This window comes from Paenibacillus sp. FSL H8-0104, from assembly GCF_038050215.1.
Lineage (GTDB): Bacteria > Bacillota > Bacilli > Paenibacillales > Paenibacillaceae > Paenibacillus > Paenibacillus amylolyticus.
The window spans coordinates 6708220-6724115 of the sequence record NZ_JBBOTC010000001.1; the positions used below are offsets into that span (position 1 = coordinate 6708220).

Below are 15896 nucleotides of genomic sequence, written 5' to 3' on the forward strand. Positions count from 1 at the left end.
GTTTGCGCCGCACTGAACGAAGATGTATGCATTGGACCTGATCCGGACAACTTCGATTTTTAATGAATAGCCTTTTTGGAGCCTGCTTTGTTTGACATAGCATAACGAAAAACCACCGGACCAGGTGAAGTGACCCTGTAAAGTTAGACAGATTATAACGTTAAACAACTTGTTGGGCATTAGTCCGGTACCGTACCGGACTAATGCCTTTTAGTTTTGCCTTGATGCGTTTGTTGATGTAATAATCGATGTATTTGGATAGCTCTTGTTTAATATGTGAGATATTTTCAAATTTCTTTAAAAACAAGAACTCGGATTAATGATGCCAAAGAAGTTCTCCATGACGGCGTTATCGTAACAGTTACCTTTCCGGGACATACTTGCGTGATGCCAACTTCTTTAAGGGTATGACGATATGTTCTCATCTAGTAGTGCCAGCTTGGTCCGAATGAATAAGGAGTTTATCTTCATTTGTTAAACTGCAAAATGGTCGGTCTAACATCGTGGAAACAAGCGAGTAGACCGGTCTTGAACCAATCGTATATGTAATGATTTCTACGTTATACAGATCAAGTATGGGAGATAAATATAGTTTTTCTCCGAACAATTTAAACTCTGTAATGTCCGTTAACCCACTTCTCGTTTGGCCTTTCAGCGCGGAAATTGCGTTCTAATAGGTTCGGTGCAATCTTGCCAATCGAATCTTTATACGAACGATATTTCTTCATATGTACCAAATACTTTAATCCCAATACTTTCATCAAACGCTGTACCTTTTTATGATTCACATGGTGTCCACGATTGATTAACTCATCGCGATTACGACGATAACCATAGCGTCCCTTATGCTCCTCATAAATCGCTTGTATCATGTCTTTTAGCTCTAATTCTTGTCTACCGTACCAAATGCTTTTACCACGTAATAATACGTGCTACGAGGGATATCTGCTAGTTGTAGAAGTGCTTTCACCGAAAATTCGTTCCTTAGTTCATAGACTACTTGCGCTTTGTCTTATTTGGTGAGTTTTCCTTGTTTCGAACTAAGGCATTCAACTTTTTTTTAAATAAGCATTCTCCATTTTCAAACGCTCTACCTCTGCTTGTAAAGCCTCTACAGATCCTTCTGTGCTTTATATCCTTTTTTCATGGATGGGCGCCCCTTTTTCTTTGGTTGAAGGGCGTCTAGTTTAATCTGTGTAGGATATGATGTATAGCCCTTTATAAAAAGCTTTTTCCCTATGATGCTCATATTGTCTAATCCAGTTTAAAAAGACAGAATCGTGAAGCCCGCTCGATTTTGCAATGCTTTTCAAGCTTTCTGATCCCTTTTCATAACGCATAACGGCTTGTATTTTTTCATCTGAACTGAATTTAGTCATAAAAAAACTGCACCTCCAATTGGTAGTTGTGTCTAACAATTGGGGTGCAGTTCAACCAGAAACCGGTGTTTTTTCGTTATGTTCTCTTCCCGATAACCAAGCCTCGCTAAAACTACATGTTTCAATTCAAAATGTGGTAATCCATTTTTTAACTATTGAACCTGCCACAATGCAGGGACATTGGATGGTTCCCACCCAGACAAGGATGTGTGGGATTGCAAACATTTATACGTCTTACCGCTATAGGTGACCAGCTGTCCTACAGTATAGGCTGTATTCGCCTGCCAGGCGGAAACGCCCGGATTTGTCGTTCCTGCTGCCGTTTTCACAGTCACCGCATTGCTCGCAGCAGAACCATTCCCCGCCGCATCCTTTGCTTTTACCGTAAATGTATACGAGGTATCCGCTGCAAGCCCGCTGATCGTTGCTGTCGTTCCGGTCACGGATGTCGCCAGAGCCGCTCCATTGTACACATCATAACCCGTTACACCCACGTTATCCGTGGATGCCGCCCAGCTCAGCGTTATACTGGATGTTGTTTGCGCGGTTGATGCGAGGTTCGTTGGCGCAGTTGGCGCCTGCGTATCTCCACCCGGCTGAGCTGTCGTGCTTACAGTTACAGCATTACTGGCTGCAGACAGATTACCTGCCGCATCCTTTGCTTTTACCGTAAAGCTATAGGATGTACCCGCTGACAGTCCGCTGATTGTTGCGGTCGTCCCGTTGACGGAGGTCACAAGATTGGCACCATTGTAGACGTTATAACCGGTAACACCCACATTATCTGTTGAAGCATTCCAAGCTAGCGTAACCGAGTTGGCCGTCACGCCTGTCGAACGGGCATTACCGGGTACGCTTGGCGCCGTCGTATCTGCTGGAGGCATTGTACCTCCGGTAGGCAGATCGGCTTTCAGTTTATTTTGAAGTGTTTTGTTCCGGTCACCGCTAAGTTCCCAGAACATCGCTCCGCCGAGTCCTTTGCTTTTGATATAAGCGGTTTTATATCCAATAGACTCCGCATCGTCATAGCTAATAAATCGCTTGTTGGTCGCATTATAGAGATATGGCACCTTGGCTGTGTCATTCCAGTAACGCGTGTACCCGTTTTTGTTAATGTAGTTGGTCTCCAGATCATACAAATCAAAGGAGCCTGCTTCCCATGTTCCAACGGAAGAACCTCCCGCACAGGTCTGATACTGACCATTGCCCGCCTGTGCGCATCCATCCCAGCCGCGGCCATAGAACGGAACACCAAGTACAAGTTTAGCGGCTGGTACGCCTGCATTCAAATGCCCTTGTGCTCCGGCAGCCACATTAAATGTATTGGCATCCGGCACCCCAGCAGCCGAAGCCGCAGGGTCATAGTTCAACGGCGCGTTATGCGCGCTGACTTTTTGCCAAGCCCCGTTAAAATCGTATGTCATAATATTAATCCAGTCGACGATGGCAGCTATATTGGCAAGCTCAGTATTCGCAGCATAGGTCGTCGATGCACCGCTTGCAATCGTAAGCAGATACTTCTTGCCGTCCACAGCTCCGGCAGCATCCAGCTTCTCACGGATTTTGCTCAGAAGCAGTGTGTAATTTTGCTTATCCTCAGGACGTTTGCTGTTACCATCAAGTCCGCCTGATACCGGGTACTCCCAGTCCAGATCTACCCCGTCAAAATTGTATTTCCGCAGGAAGTCGACGGCAGAGTTTGCAAATACCTCTCTCGTTGCAGCAGTCGCAGCTACATCGGAGAAGCGGTTGGACCATGTCCATCCTCCCACGGAGATGATTGTCTTCAGATTAGAATTGATCTGTTTCAGCTTGTTAAGCTGATTGATATTGCCTGCAATGGGCTGATCCCACGTATCCCCTGCAAATGTCTTGCCGGTATCAATCCATGGATCGCCAAGCACGATCGTTCCATTGGGTACATTGATTGTCTGGCTCTTCTCATTCTGACACGACCAGGTCACCGGGTTAGGGCCCGAAGGGTCCGGATTTCCATGAATACCGTTCCAGCAAATATCGGCAAACGCATAGTTGATATGCGTGACTTTGGTTGGGTCGATGTCCGTTACATTATAGTTTCTCCCATACGCAGCCCAGGACGGGTAGTAACCAACAATTTTATAAGAATCTGCAGCTGCTGCCGTAGCGGGTTGGAGCACAAAAGAAGGAATAATGACGGATAAGAGCAGGGATAGACCCAGGAGAAACTTCGCGGTTTTCTTGACAGCAGTGTGTTTATTTAAATGTATCATCTAATATACAACCTCCTTTGTCGTTTGCGTACTCAGCCTGGTCAGGAACGGACGATGTGCGCTCGAAAACTGGTTATTCGTATATACATCCCAGTTGATTGACCAGGTCATAATCCCTTTTATCCCCGCATAGCCCGCAGGCTGGAGCAAGGTATAGGAACCGCCGTATGACACACCTTTGATTAGGTAATTCAGTGCCTTTTGCAGCTCGGCTGGCGTTGTATAACCACCTCCAGCAGCCTGCTGGGAAGCCGGTACACCGATGGCAATCTGATCCGGTCGTAAGGGACTAAAGAAAGGGCCTGTGCTGCCGCCTACATGAAAGCCTTGAAGCAACATCTCCGCCATGGCCACATGGAAATCAGCTGTTCCTTGGGCGTAAGAGCGCCCATCCAGCCCCACCATGGAGCCCGTGTTATAGTGTTGCACATGAAGCAGGGTCAGGTCATTACGCAATGCATGGATGACTGGCAGGTAAGCTCCCCAAGGGCCGCCGTAGCTCAGATATCCACCCTGTACATAGGCCGTCTCCGGCGCAGCCGTCAGGATGAAATTGGCGCCGAAGTGTGACTTAACCGCTTTCACACCTTGGATGAGGTTAACAATTTTCGGTGTAGTTGGACTACGGAAATCGGTATCCCCTGCATTCAGAGACAGGGAACTTCCTTCCAGATCGATATCCAGACCATTGAAACCATACGTGGAAATGATTGATTTTAACGAATCTTCGAACTGCTGTCTCTTGGTCGCATCGGTGAGCTCAATGGTACCGTTGGCTCCCCCCATGGAAAGAAGTACTTTTTTCCCCTGGCTTTGCAGATAGGCAATATCGGATTTGAATTCGGCTACCGTCGCATTGTATGGAGTAAAAGCAAGCGTTCCGCTGCCATGTGAAATCGGTTCGGCAAAGGAGACATTAATAACGTCATAGGCTGTTGATACGTTACGAAGTCTGATATTGGTTGAACCATTGTCGAAGTTATGCCAGTAGCCAATCAGCCATTTGCCGCCGGTTGGCCCCGGATTGGATGATCCATTGGAAGTTGTCACACTGAGGGAGGTACTCGCAGCGGATATATTGCCTGCGGCATCTTTGGCTTTTACCGTAAAAGCATAAGTCGTGCTGGCTGTCAGTCCCGTGACTACAGCTGTTGTAGTTGAAGTACTTGTCACAAGAACGCCGTTCCGGTACACCTCATACCCCGCTACGCCCACATTATCCGTGGATGCATTCCAGGAAAGACTCACAGAGGTGTTCGTGACGGAGGATGAAGTCAGACCCGCAGGAACAGAAGGTGGTGCCGTATCTGGCGTCGGCGTTTCCCCTCCCGAACCTTCCCCGACGTATTTCCACAACGCGGGCACAACAGAGGGCTCCCATCCGGTCAAAGCTGTGTGTGCCTGAATACACTCATAATCTTTATTTTGATATGTTACGAGGTCTCCTTTCTTGTATGCGGTGCCTGCCTGCCACTGGGCGGCGGCATCGGCTCTCGGTGCAAACCACGAAATAAGAAGAAGAAATGCCAAAGCAAATGTAATGACCGGGCGGAATCGAACAGCTTGATTCAAGCAAAATCCCTCCTGTACTAAGGATACGTTCACCTTGCAAACAAAACTTCAATTGTCCACCTGCATCTGATCTGTGATCGATTAGAACCAGCCCCATTCAGCCATCTGATGTTGCGTGTCACTTCACTCCCTTCCCTTACCAAAATGGACCTTCCCTCTCGTGTTCTTTTTTTGCAGACACCATCCAAATTTTACAGGGAATTTACAGATCCTCACCCTGTATTTAATCAGTAAAATGCAAAAGAGATAAGGGATAAAATAGTTCTATGGGGGGCGAAAAATGTAATATAGCGCACAAAAAAGGTTTTCTTTCAACTCCTTAGGAGACTTGAAAGAAAACCTGTGTTAGATATTGCGCAGAGAAGAGGGCGTATCTTACTGCCGCTGCTCCCCTCTCCCTTCAAAAGGCTGCCATCCATCCACGCCGGACAGAATCAGAGGTACAGTGTACTCGGCCGCTTCCTGTTCGGTCAGTATTTTGGCCCAAGGCACACGATCAGCAGCACATCCGGCACCGGGCCCGGCGCTGTTGTATTCCGCATACTGAACGGTCTGCTCTGCATCTGTCTTGTTCCAGTTGTGCCATCCCTCCCGCTTCACATGAGCGCCGATCCAGCAATTCAGAAAACAGACTTTGGCATGATGACGCCACGGTCTACCCAGATACACCGACTGCGGCGGAGCATTGCTGGTCAGATCACAGTCCAGAAATACATAGCCGTAACGCACATCCTCCGGCGTAGAGGCTGCGGTAATCCAACCGTTCACTTGTCCATCCGCAGCCTCCGCTTCAGTCAGACGATTCTTCGTAAAGATCTCGCAGCCCTTAAACACCACCGTAGCCGAACCAAAAATAAAATCGATATCACCTTCGATGTAACAGTCCTCGAAATACTGCCGCAGTTTGCGCCGCTCGGCACCATCGCGTGGCCCGCCAAAATAACTGCGATCCATGGGCTGCTCCGGCAGCGGGCCGGTGAAGATCGTATCCTGGTGACCGATCAAACGACAGCGGCGAAAGGCAGCCCGGTCTCCATCCACATAAACGGCCAGCGCCTGACCAACCTGCTTGCCCGGCCCGGCAGCATTTACGAAGGTAATTCCCTCTGCCGTGAAATCATCGGCACCAATGAAAGCCGTATAGGAATGAAACGTATGATATGGCGAACCATCCGGGAACTTCTTGAGTGCATAATCATCATACGTAATGATCGTCTGCTCCGCCCCCTCACCAATCAGGTGGATGCCCGGCTTCTCCATATGCAGCTTCTCATAATACACACCAGCCTTCACTCGAATTGGAACGATTCCGATGCCATTCTCCGGCAGCGCATCAACTGCGGCCTGAATCGTCACATAATCCCCTGTCCCATCTGAAGCAACAGTCAGACAGGGAGCCGATGATTCCAATGCTGTATTTGGCAATCTCTGCTGCGTCATGGCAGTCGCTCCATTTCCAGTGCTGCCAGCAGAAGCGGAGCCACACCCATAAAGGAATCGCTTACAACCGCTTCGGTTACATAGTAGTTGTACGAGCCATCCCGATCCAGGCTTAGTCCTGCGCCATGACAGATCCCGTTTAACCGAACGCCGTCAGCCGTCTCCTCCACCAATCTGGAGGACAGTCCCTGCCATCCCTTCTCCGCCACCTCTCTGAAATGTGGCTCCAGATAACGCAACCGCACACCCTTCGCAAGCGCATATACAAACATGCTTGACCCGGATGCTTCCAGATAGTTGCCTTTGCGGAAGCCCTGATCCAGCACTTGGAACCATAACCCGCTTTCCTGCTCCTGCACGCGTACCAAAGCATGACACATCCGTTCGAAGATACCGATGATGGTTCCGCGCTTTGGATGATTCACGGGGAAATGCTCCACGCTGTCTACAATCGCCATGGCATACCAGCCCATCGCCCGGCTCCAGAAGTGTGGCGAGCACCCTGTAGATGAATCTGCCCAGACCTGCTCCTTCGATTCATCCCAGCCATGATAGAGCAGCCCGGTCCGCGGATCACGGGTCTGACGTTCGATCAGCAGAATCTGATGTGCAACTTCATCCCATAACTCGGGACGATGAAATGTCTTCGCATACTCGGACAAAAAGGGAGAGGACATATACAGGCCGTCCAGCCACATCTGGAATGGATAGATTTTTTTGTGCCAGAAGCCGCCCTCCGACGTGCGGGGTTGCCCTGCGAGCTGTGCTGCCAAAAGATGCGCCGCTTCTGCGTAACGCTGATCTTCAGCACCATCCAGTAATGTAAACAGGTTTTTTCCCTGATTAATCTGATCCAGATTATATTCTTCCAAAGTATAGGTGCCAATAGAGTCGTCCGGCTGGATATACAGGTCCATATGTTTTTTCATAAAATCAACATACTCTTGCTTGCCATAATACTGCCCGGTTCGTGCCATCGCCATCAAGGTCATGCCTTCCACGTATGCCCATCGTCCCGAAGGGAACGCATGATAACCGTCCCCGTCACATTGCTGGATGATCGTTGCTGCAATTCGCTCAGACCAGGATAACTGTGTCTGTACCTGCATAAGCAATTCCTCCTTGAATGTTGTACTCACCTAATACATACATGTATGACTAACGGATAACCGCTTCACTCTTCAAAGGTTGCTGTCCTTATTGCCGGCACATTGCCGTTGAATTGCGAAGGTTCAGCTTAGGCTGAATGACTACCGGAACATCGACCTGTTCATCACGGATTAACGAGACAATCAGCTCTGCTGCCTGCACGGCCAGTTCATCCAGAGGCGGGCCAATTGTCGTCAAGGCCACTTCCGCATATTGCATATCCGGCAGATCATCATACCCGATTAACGAGATATCGCGTGGAACACTGTAACCTGCCTCAAGTAAAGCCCGTAGTGCACCTCGGGTGACCAGGTTGTTCAGTCCAATAAAAGCTGTCGGCGAATCCGCCCCAAACGCATGATTACGTATGGCAAAATACCCGTCTTCCCAAGAGGAATGCGCTGGCAGCACATGGTCTTCGTTAAAATCCAGACCCGTACGCTGCAACGCTTCCCGGTATCCCTCCAGCTTGACGTGCTGGGAGTTGCCGATGAATCCGATTCGGCTGTGGCCCAGCGATTTCAGATGCTCCACTGCTTTGAACAGCCCTTCTTTGCGATCAATCTTGATGTAAGGAGAGTTCGGCGCTTCATCTGTACCCAGCACAAAACATGGCATGTTGAGTGTTGCGAATTTTTTCCAGAACATCTCCCGATTGTCCAGTGCATAGTCCCACAGAATACATCCGTCCACGCGCAGCTGGCTGAAGACATCCACTCCATCATCCGCCACAACCAAGATCATCTGATATCCCCGCTTCTTCAGCTCGGTGTGCAGACGGCCGGAGATGTTCGAAAATAACGGATTGCTCAGCTCATCCAGCACAAAACCGATGATGTTGCTTCTGCCTGTGGAGAGCTGCCGGGCCAGCATGTTTTTCCGATATTGATGTTTCTCTGCGACTGCAAGCACCTTCTGCTTTGTTGCCGGTTTGATTCGGGGATCATCATTCAGCGCCTTTGATACCGTGCTATAGCTCACCCCCGCCAGTTTGGCAATGTCTTTAATGGTTATCAAAATCAATCAACACCTCTCATACGCCTGAAGCCCTATTTCTTATTTCTGTGCAGATTTATAACGATCATATTGTGCCTGTCTGCCCGCAATAACCTGCTCTATATTCATCTTTTTCAACGTCTCAATATAACTGTCAAACTGGTCCAGACTGGCGTCCCCGCTAATAAACTTAAAGTTCATCTCTTCCACATATGTCGTGATGTCAGGCATCGCCATGCTCTCCACACTCGCTTCATCCGGCAGGGCATAGACAAACGGGAACGGTTCGCGCACATACGGCTCCAGTTCTTTATCCATCTTCGCATGCCAAGGGGCTACGACGGAATCAGCAGAATCGGTGGATTGGATGTTCGGCAGATTCACCGGACCAATGCCAAGCTTCTGGATGTATTCATTGTCCTTGCCTTTGTCCGTAAATGTCTTCACGCCATTCTCTTCCGTATACGTGTCATCCTTGATGCCCCACGTATAATACGTCTGTGCTTCCTCACTTACGGCATAGTCCAGGAAACGGAAAGCAAGTTCCGGATTTTTACTATCACGTGTAATGCCAAAGATGCCACTCACTGGTGTACGTCCTACATAGAACTGATCCCCATGCGGTCCTTTCAGTGGTAAAATGCCTTTGATGATTGGCTCTTCCGGGTTGTAATCCTTGAACAACGGACTGTAGACCATCGACATATACCAGCTAAAATTAAACGTTGCTCCCGTCACATCCTGAGAGATGCGCGACGTGACCTGATCACTCGTGGTACTCGCATAATCCACCCCAAGCAGACCTTCCTTGTACAGTCCGTTCAGATAGGTCAAGTACTCCTTGTAGGTAGGCTCATAATAGCTGAAATGTACCTTGCCCTGATCGTCTGCATAGAACTGGTTGGACAAATCAAGTCCAAACGCGGGGCCAAAGGCCATGGATACAAATTTTGCTTCCATGGACAGTGGAATCTCATCGGCTTTTCCGTTGCCGTTCGGATCCTCTGTCTTGAATTTGCGCAGCATCGCCGTGAATTCATCCAGCGTGGTCGGCTCGCTTAATCCCAGTTTATCAAGCCAGCGCACATTGACCATAAATACCGGCATGTAGTTGCGTGTTAACGTCTGCTGCGGGATATAATACATTTTACCATCTGGCGTTGTTAAACTGGCTTTGACGGAAGGCGACTTTTCATATATTTTTTTGAGATTCACGCCGTACTTCTCTACCAGTTCATTAATCGGAATGAATAGACCGCTGTTAATGTACTTCATCAGCTGATCCTGATCCGGCAGGTACACGATATCGGGCAAGCCGGTACCAGCAGCCAGTCTCGGATTGACGGCATCCGCATAGTTCTGCGGCGGAATCAGATCCCAATCCACCGTCACACCGGCGTTGCTCTCAATTTTCTTCACGATGGCTGCGGTGGACAAGTCCACATTGGTCGTCCAAGCGTTGGTGCCGAGAATAGACAGCTTGGCATCCGGCTGATCCGTCACCGGCCCTGCTCCGGTATAATTGAAGGCTGGCTCCGAACTGGACGGGGTGCTCCCCGCATCGGTTCCCGCCCCTGTTCCGCCGCTACATCCCGCCAGGCTGATTGCCAGTATCGCTGCGATTACACTTTTTCTTCCTGCCCCTTTAAATCTCATCCATCATTCCTCCTTGGTATGAACCATTTTGAACTCCCTTGAATGACATGACACTTAAGTAAGTAAAGCTATCCTTTCACGGCTCCGAGGGTAATTCCCTTAACGAAGTACCGTTGGATAAACGGGTAGATCGTAACAATAGGCAGAATGCTGACCACAATGGATACATAACGAACCTGAAGGGAGGAGACCGCCAGCGCACCAGATGTCATCGTACCGCCCATCTTCTGCATCACTTCCGGCGAAGCCATGATCAGCACTCTTCGCAGGAACATCTGTAAGGGCTGCATATCCTGTTTGCCCAGATATAATAGGGCCGTGAAAAAGTTGTTCCAGTGGAATACCGCATAGTACAGCGTGAGCACAGCCAGTGTTGGCTTAATGATCGGAACCGCCAGACGATACAGCATCGTCATCTCGTTGGCCCCGTCTATACTGGCACTTTCGAAAATTTCATTCGGAATGCCTTCGAAAGCTGAGCGGCAGATCATGACGTTAAATGTAATCACCAGCACAGGCAACACCATAACCCAGCGGGTATTGTACAATCCAAGCGAGGTAATCAGCATGTAGACCGGAATGAGTCCACCCGAGAAATACATGGTGAAGGCGATGAAGAAATTCAGCTTGCGACGTAAGAAAAACTGCTGTCTGGATAATGGAAACGCGGCAAGACATGTTGCCACGATGTTCAACAGTGTGCCTACCACGGTGTACCAGAGGGTGTTGTAGAACGAAACCCATAACTCCTTGTATTGCAGTACCATTTGGTAACCTGACAGGGTAAATCCAACGGGCCACAATACAACTTTTTGTTTGTCGATGGCATCCACCGAGCTGAATGAAATACTAATGACGTACAGAAAGGGATACAACGTGACAACAACCGCCAGTATGGTCAGCAGGTAGACACATCCGTAGAACAAACGGTCACTTCTCGATTTTTGCATACAGGTCTCCTTTGGTCCGGGTTATAGTCTTACCAGAGTGACATCTTGGTCAGGCGGCGGGTCATGGAATTGGCAGCAAAAACAAGGATAAAGGTGATGATGGAGTTGAACAGGCCGACCGCTGTGGCGAAGCCGTAATTCTGGCCCTCAATCCCCATCCGGTATACATAGGTGGACAAGACATCAGCCGTTTCGTAGGTGGCTCCGTTGTAGAGCAGATATACTTTCTCGAAACCTACACTCATAATGCCGCCAAGCGACAGAAGCAGAAGAATGACAATGGTTGGTTTGATACTGGGTAGGGTCAGGTGCCATAGCTCCTGGAATTTGTTGACGCCGTCAATTTTGCCGGAATCGTACATCTCGGGGTCGATCCCCATAATGGCTGCAATGTAGATGATGGAGCTGAAGCCAAAACTTTGCCAGATATCGGAACTTGTGAAGATGGTACGGAACCAGCTCGCATCCATCATGAAGTTCACTTTTTCCATGCCAAGACTCGCGATGAGGGTGTTCACGATACCGTCTGTTGGTGACAGGAAGTTAATAATCATACCGGCTACAACAACAGTGGAGATGAAGTGAGGAAGGTACGTAACGGTCTGGGCAAATCGCTTGAATGTCCGGTTCTTGATCTCCACGATGCAGACAGCGAATAAAATCGGAATGGAGAAGCCAAACAGGAGTGGCAGGAAGGCGAGCAGAAATGTGTTACGCAGCAGTCGCCAGAAGTAAATGGAATTCACAAACTGTTCGAACCAGCGCAGTCCCACCCACTCCCCGCTGAGCATGCCCTGCCCCGGCAAGAAATTACGAAATGCCAACAGCACGCCAGGCATCGGAAGGTACATGAAGATGAGGTAATACAGAAAGATAGGCGAAAACATCAGTAGCAAATACTTATCCCGTCTGATCAGGCTGAACAGCGTGGACATGCGTTTTTTCAACGTGAAACACTCCCCTTCGCTACATAATTACAACGTTTGAATTCTTGAATAAAAAAACTATCAATCCACTGACGTATTTGTTATTCATCTCATTCACATTTTGTAACAACCTATATCATTCTGCGTACTAATGAGATAATTAATTAGAAATAATCCTCCTCACACCGTATTTCTTTCTTTTCAATAATCGCCATAACCATAATTACAACGTTGTAATTTTAATCTAAATGTATACGCTTACATAAACTTTTTCCCATCTTAGCAAAGTCTTCAATGTTTGGCAACAACAAAAATGAGTGGCATGCTGTAACGTACTAAATACAGTCTCGCATGCGCGAGACTGCCCGTTAAAATCTAAATGTGATTCCGATATTCCATCGGTGTCATAACATACACTCGCTGAAAGGCTCTGTAAAACTGACTGACGCTGGAAAATCCCAGTTCATAACTGATTGTGGTCACTGAATCCGTTGTATGGCGAAGCCTCCTGGACGCTTCTTCTACGCGCAAATTCAGCAAATATTGATACGGTGTTGTTCCCGTAAGAGCCTTGAAAGAACGCATAAAATGATACCGGCTCTGATGTGCAACCATCGCCATCGAATCAATATCCATTGGACCTGTGTAGGCACTGTGAATGTAATCCAGCACTCGTTGGAGATGAGGGTCAATGAATGTACCGGGATTTACAGTTCTTTTTCCATTTTCCTGCCCCGTCAACATACGTCTTAGATACGTCTCGATCGCCATTTCTGTTTCCTGCACTTGCAGCATTTCGGGCACATCATCTAACAAAATGGAATTCCAGCCTCGAAACAGACTGCTGATCTCAGCAGGATCAAATGTCTGGGTAGGTCGAAACTCAGCTCGCCCCCCACTTAACTCCGCACCTTCGAAACTGCCTAATGGCGGTTTACGGAACTTGATCACAATGACAGCCGAATCCGACCCTATCTCAAAATAATGCTCAGTCTGGGGATGAGCAATAATCCCTATCCCTGCTTTTAGCGGGTATGCATGCCGTTCCTGTACCAGATGACATTGGCCTCTGACCGGCAGCGTTAGCTGATACCAGTCGTCATGTACATGCGGCTCATTCGCAAACCCTCCGGTAGCTTTCCATAATTCCAACCCATTTAGCGTCATGTTTAATTCCATCGTTTGCTCACCTGCTGACATTATAGCAAATCGTGCTCACTTTCCAAGCACTTTTCACAAAGACATGATCTGCCCCCATCTTTTATCATTGAAAAAAATAATTCGAGGTGATCTCCCATGGCTCAGGCCACTTTAAGCAAAATGCAAATCAACTCTTCAGCCAATTGGGCACTTGCCGGAGTCAGCTTCGCCCATCTGCTGAATGATGCGATGCAGACAGTGGTTCCGTCTGCATTTCCACTATTCCAGCAGACCATGCAGCTCAGTTTCGCCCAGATGGGCTGGATTGCCTTCACCCTGAATATTACCGCATCCGTCCTTCAGCCACTGGTCGGTTATATGTCAGACCGCAAGCCAATGCCGATCCTGCTTCCCGGAGGTATGCTATTCTCCCTGATCGGTGTTCTCGGTTTAGCTTTGTCTTCCGAGTTATGGATGCTGCTTGTTTCGGCAGCATTAATTGGCATAGGCTCATCCATCCTCCACCCCGAATCCTCACGCGTGGCTCATATGGCAGCCGGCCGTGGACGAGGAATGGCACAGTCGATCTTCCAGGTGGGAGGCAACACAGGACAGGCTATTGCTCCATTACTGGTCGCCTTCATCCTGCTGCCACATGGGCAGCGTAGTTTTCTATGGCTGATGGGTTTTGCCCTGATCGGCATCTTCATTCAGTCTATGGTCAGTCGTTGGTACAGAGACAAGCTTGCTGAGACTCGCATTCGTCAGCAACTCCCTCTAAAATCAAGCGGCGCAGGGCCAGCAGCTCGGCCTGTGAGCAGGGGATTCATCGCTTTTACAATGGGAATTCTCATCCTGCTGTTATTCTCCAAATTCGTATATATTGCAGGCATGACCGGATACTACGCCTTCTATTATGCCGATGCATATGACTTGCCGCTCTCCCAGGCACAGATCTGTCTGTTTATATTGCAATTTGCAGGCATGGTCGGAACCTTGCTCGGTGGCCCACTCGCTGACCGCTACGGACGCAAACCGATGATCTGGTTCTCCATTGCAGGCACTGCACCGTTTTCCCTACTACTACCTTATGCGGGCCCCATCCTGTCGATGGTGTTGTGCGGAATGATTGGACTCATCCTGATGTCCGGCTTCAGCGTCATCATTGTCTATGCACAGGAATTGCTTCCTCGTCATATTGGAACGGTATCCGGATTGTTTTTTGGCCTGTCGTTTGGCATGGCTGGACTTGGCTCGGTTGTGTTAGGTTCCTTAATTGACGTGACCAGCATTGCGTTTGTTATCAAGTTATGTTCGTTTTTGCCACTGCTTGGTGTGTGTGCTGTATTTCTGCGCAAGGACCAACCAAGAACAGCGTGATAACCGTTGAAACCTCACTGATTTTGTGACTACAATACATCTAGGACACTCGAGGATAACAGAAGGGAGGAATAACGCATGATTATTGATGTACAGCATGTCACTTGGAAAAGGGGACCACTTACCCTGCTGAACGATGTGAGCTGGCAGGTTAAGGATGGTGAACACTGGGCGTTGCTTGGCCTGAATGGCTCCGGCAAAACAACACTCCTGAACATGATCACCGGTTATCTCTGGCCGACCGAAGGCAAGATATCCGTGTTAGGCCATGAATATGGGGATGTGGATCTAAGGCAGCTCCGCAAATCCATCGGCTGGGTCAGTTCGTCTCTGCAAGAGAAATTGTACGGCACGGATCGCACACAGTATGTCGTGATCAGTGGCAAACACGCCACCATTGGCTTGTATGACAAGCTATCGGAGGATGATCTGGAACAAGCACAGGAATTGATGCAAACGCTGGGCTGTCAGCATCTATGGGATCGCGAATATCGTACCTGTTCTCAAGGGGAGAAACAGAAACTTCTTATTGCCCGAGCACTGATGGCCAATCCGCGCGTACTCATTCTGGACGAGCCTTGCAATGGACTGGATCTGTTCTCTAGAGAGCGATTGCTGGAGAGCATCCGTGAATTATCACAGCGTCCAGATACCCCTTCACTCATCTATGTCACCCATCATACCGAAGAAATATTGCCTGTCTTTAGTCACAGCCTCCTGCTTCGCCGGGGTGAAATAGTCCATAGCGGATTAACTAACAATCTGATGAACACCGAAGTGCTGAGTAACTTCTTCGAGGCACCTGTGGAAGTTGATCGGCACGGGGATCGTGTCTATGTCAGAGCTGCGGCGGATTCATAATTGCGGGGTTATACACAGCAAACGTAACATAGGTGTAGAAACATAACAGTAAAAGCCCAACATCTTATCCACATGTGGATAGATTTTGGGCTTTTCACTGCTATATCTAGTGTTATCCACCGTTTTCTGTGTAGAACTTTCTAATTTATGAGTATAACTTAGTTATGTCCTTCTATTTATCTATACGCTTTATCA

General features: G+C 48.5%; 11 protein-coding genes and 1 pseudogene. 2 read left to right on the plus strand and 10 right to left on the minus strand.

Annotated features, from left to right (window positions below; translation table 11 throughout):
* Positions 1 to 160: 160 nt before the first annotated feature.
* The 10 genes and pseudogenes from NST38_RS29450 to NST38_RS29495 all read right to left on the minus strand — a co-directional run bounded on the left by NST38_RS29450 (position 161) and on the right by NST38_RS29495 (position 13499).
* Positions 161 to 1379 (minus strand): annotated as a pseudogene (locus tag NST38_RS29450) (IS3 family transposase).
* Positions 1380 to 1531: 152 nt separating this feature from the next.
* Positions 1532 to 3631, minus strand: a complete 2100-nt coding sequence (locus tag NST38_RS29455) for a glycosyl hydrolase family 18 protein (protein ID WP_076251944.1) — start codon at positions 3629 to 3631, stop codon at positions 1532 to 1534.
* Entirely contained in the window at positions 3632 to 5203 is a 1572-nt protein-coding gene (locus tag NST38_RS29460; protein ID WP_076251946.1) for a chitinase, read from the minus strand. It abuts the gene before it with no gap.
* A gap of 375 nt (positions 5204 to 5578) precedes the next feature.
* Positions 5579 to 6643: a pectinesterase family protein gene (locus tag NST38_RS29465; RefSeq protein WP_101313496.1), complete on the minus strand. Its 1065-nt coding sequence runs from the start codon at positions 6641 to 6643 to the stop codon at positions 5579 to 5581.
* Positions 6640 to 7752: a glycoside hydrolase family 88/105 protein gene (locus NST38_RS29470; protein ID WP_076251948.1), complete on the minus strand. Its 1113-nt coding sequence runs from the start codon at positions 7750 to 7752 to the stop codon at positions 6640 to 6642. The genes NST38_RS29465 and NST38_RS29470 overlap by 4 nt, the downstream gene beginning before the upstream one ends.
* A gap of 88 nt (positions 7753 to 7840) precedes the next feature.
* Positions 7841 to 8809 (minus strand): LacI family DNA-binding transcriptional regulator, encoded by a 969-nt coding sequence (locus tag NST38_RS29475; protein ID WP_076252227.1) that lies wholly within the window; start codon positions 8807 to 8809, stop codon positions 7841 to 7843.
* A 39-nt stretch (positions 8810 to 8848) separates the two neighbouring features.
* Positions 8849 to 10444, minus strand: coding sequence for an extracellular solute-binding protein (locus tag NST38_RS29480; protein ID WP_076251950.1), 1596 nt, complete (start codon positions 10442 to 10444; stop codon positions 8849 to 8851).
* 68 nt (positions 10445 to 10512) lie between these two features.
* On the minus strand, positions 10513 to 11394 hold the full coding sequence (locus NST38_RS29485) for a carbohydrate ABC transporter permease (protein WP_036612222.1): 882 nt from the start codon (positions 11392 to 11394) through the stop codon (positions 10513 to 10515).
* A gap of 29 nt (positions 11395 to 11423) precedes the next feature.
* Positions 11424 to 12329, minus strand: a complete 906-nt coding sequence (locus NST38_RS29490) for an ABC transporter permease (protein WP_047841090.1) — start codon at positions 12327 to 12329, stop codon at positions 11424 to 11426.
* A gap of 366 nt (positions 12330 to 12695) precedes the next feature.
* Positions 12696 to 13499, minus strand: coding sequence for an AraC family transcriptional regulator (locus tag NST38_RS29495; protein WP_076251952.1), 804 nt, complete (start codon positions 13497 to 13499; stop codon positions 12696 to 12698).
* Between the two features lie 117 nt (positions 13500 to 13616).
* Here NST38_RS29495 and NST38_RS29500 point away from each other — a divergent pair, with 117 nt between their 5' ends.
* Complete coding sequence (locus NST38_RS29500) at positions 13617 to 14840, plus strand: MFS transporter (RefSeq protein WP_076251954.1); 1224 nt, start codon at positions 13617 to 13619, stop codon at positions 14838 to 14840.
* A 78-nt stretch (positions 14841 to 14918) separates the two neighbouring features.
* Entirely contained in the window at positions 14919 to 15701 is a 783-nt protein-coding gene (locus NST38_RS29505) for an ABC transporter ATP-binding protein (RefSeq protein ID WP_076251956.1), read from the plus strand.
* The last annotated feature ends 195 nt before the right edge of the window (positions 15702 to 15896 follow it).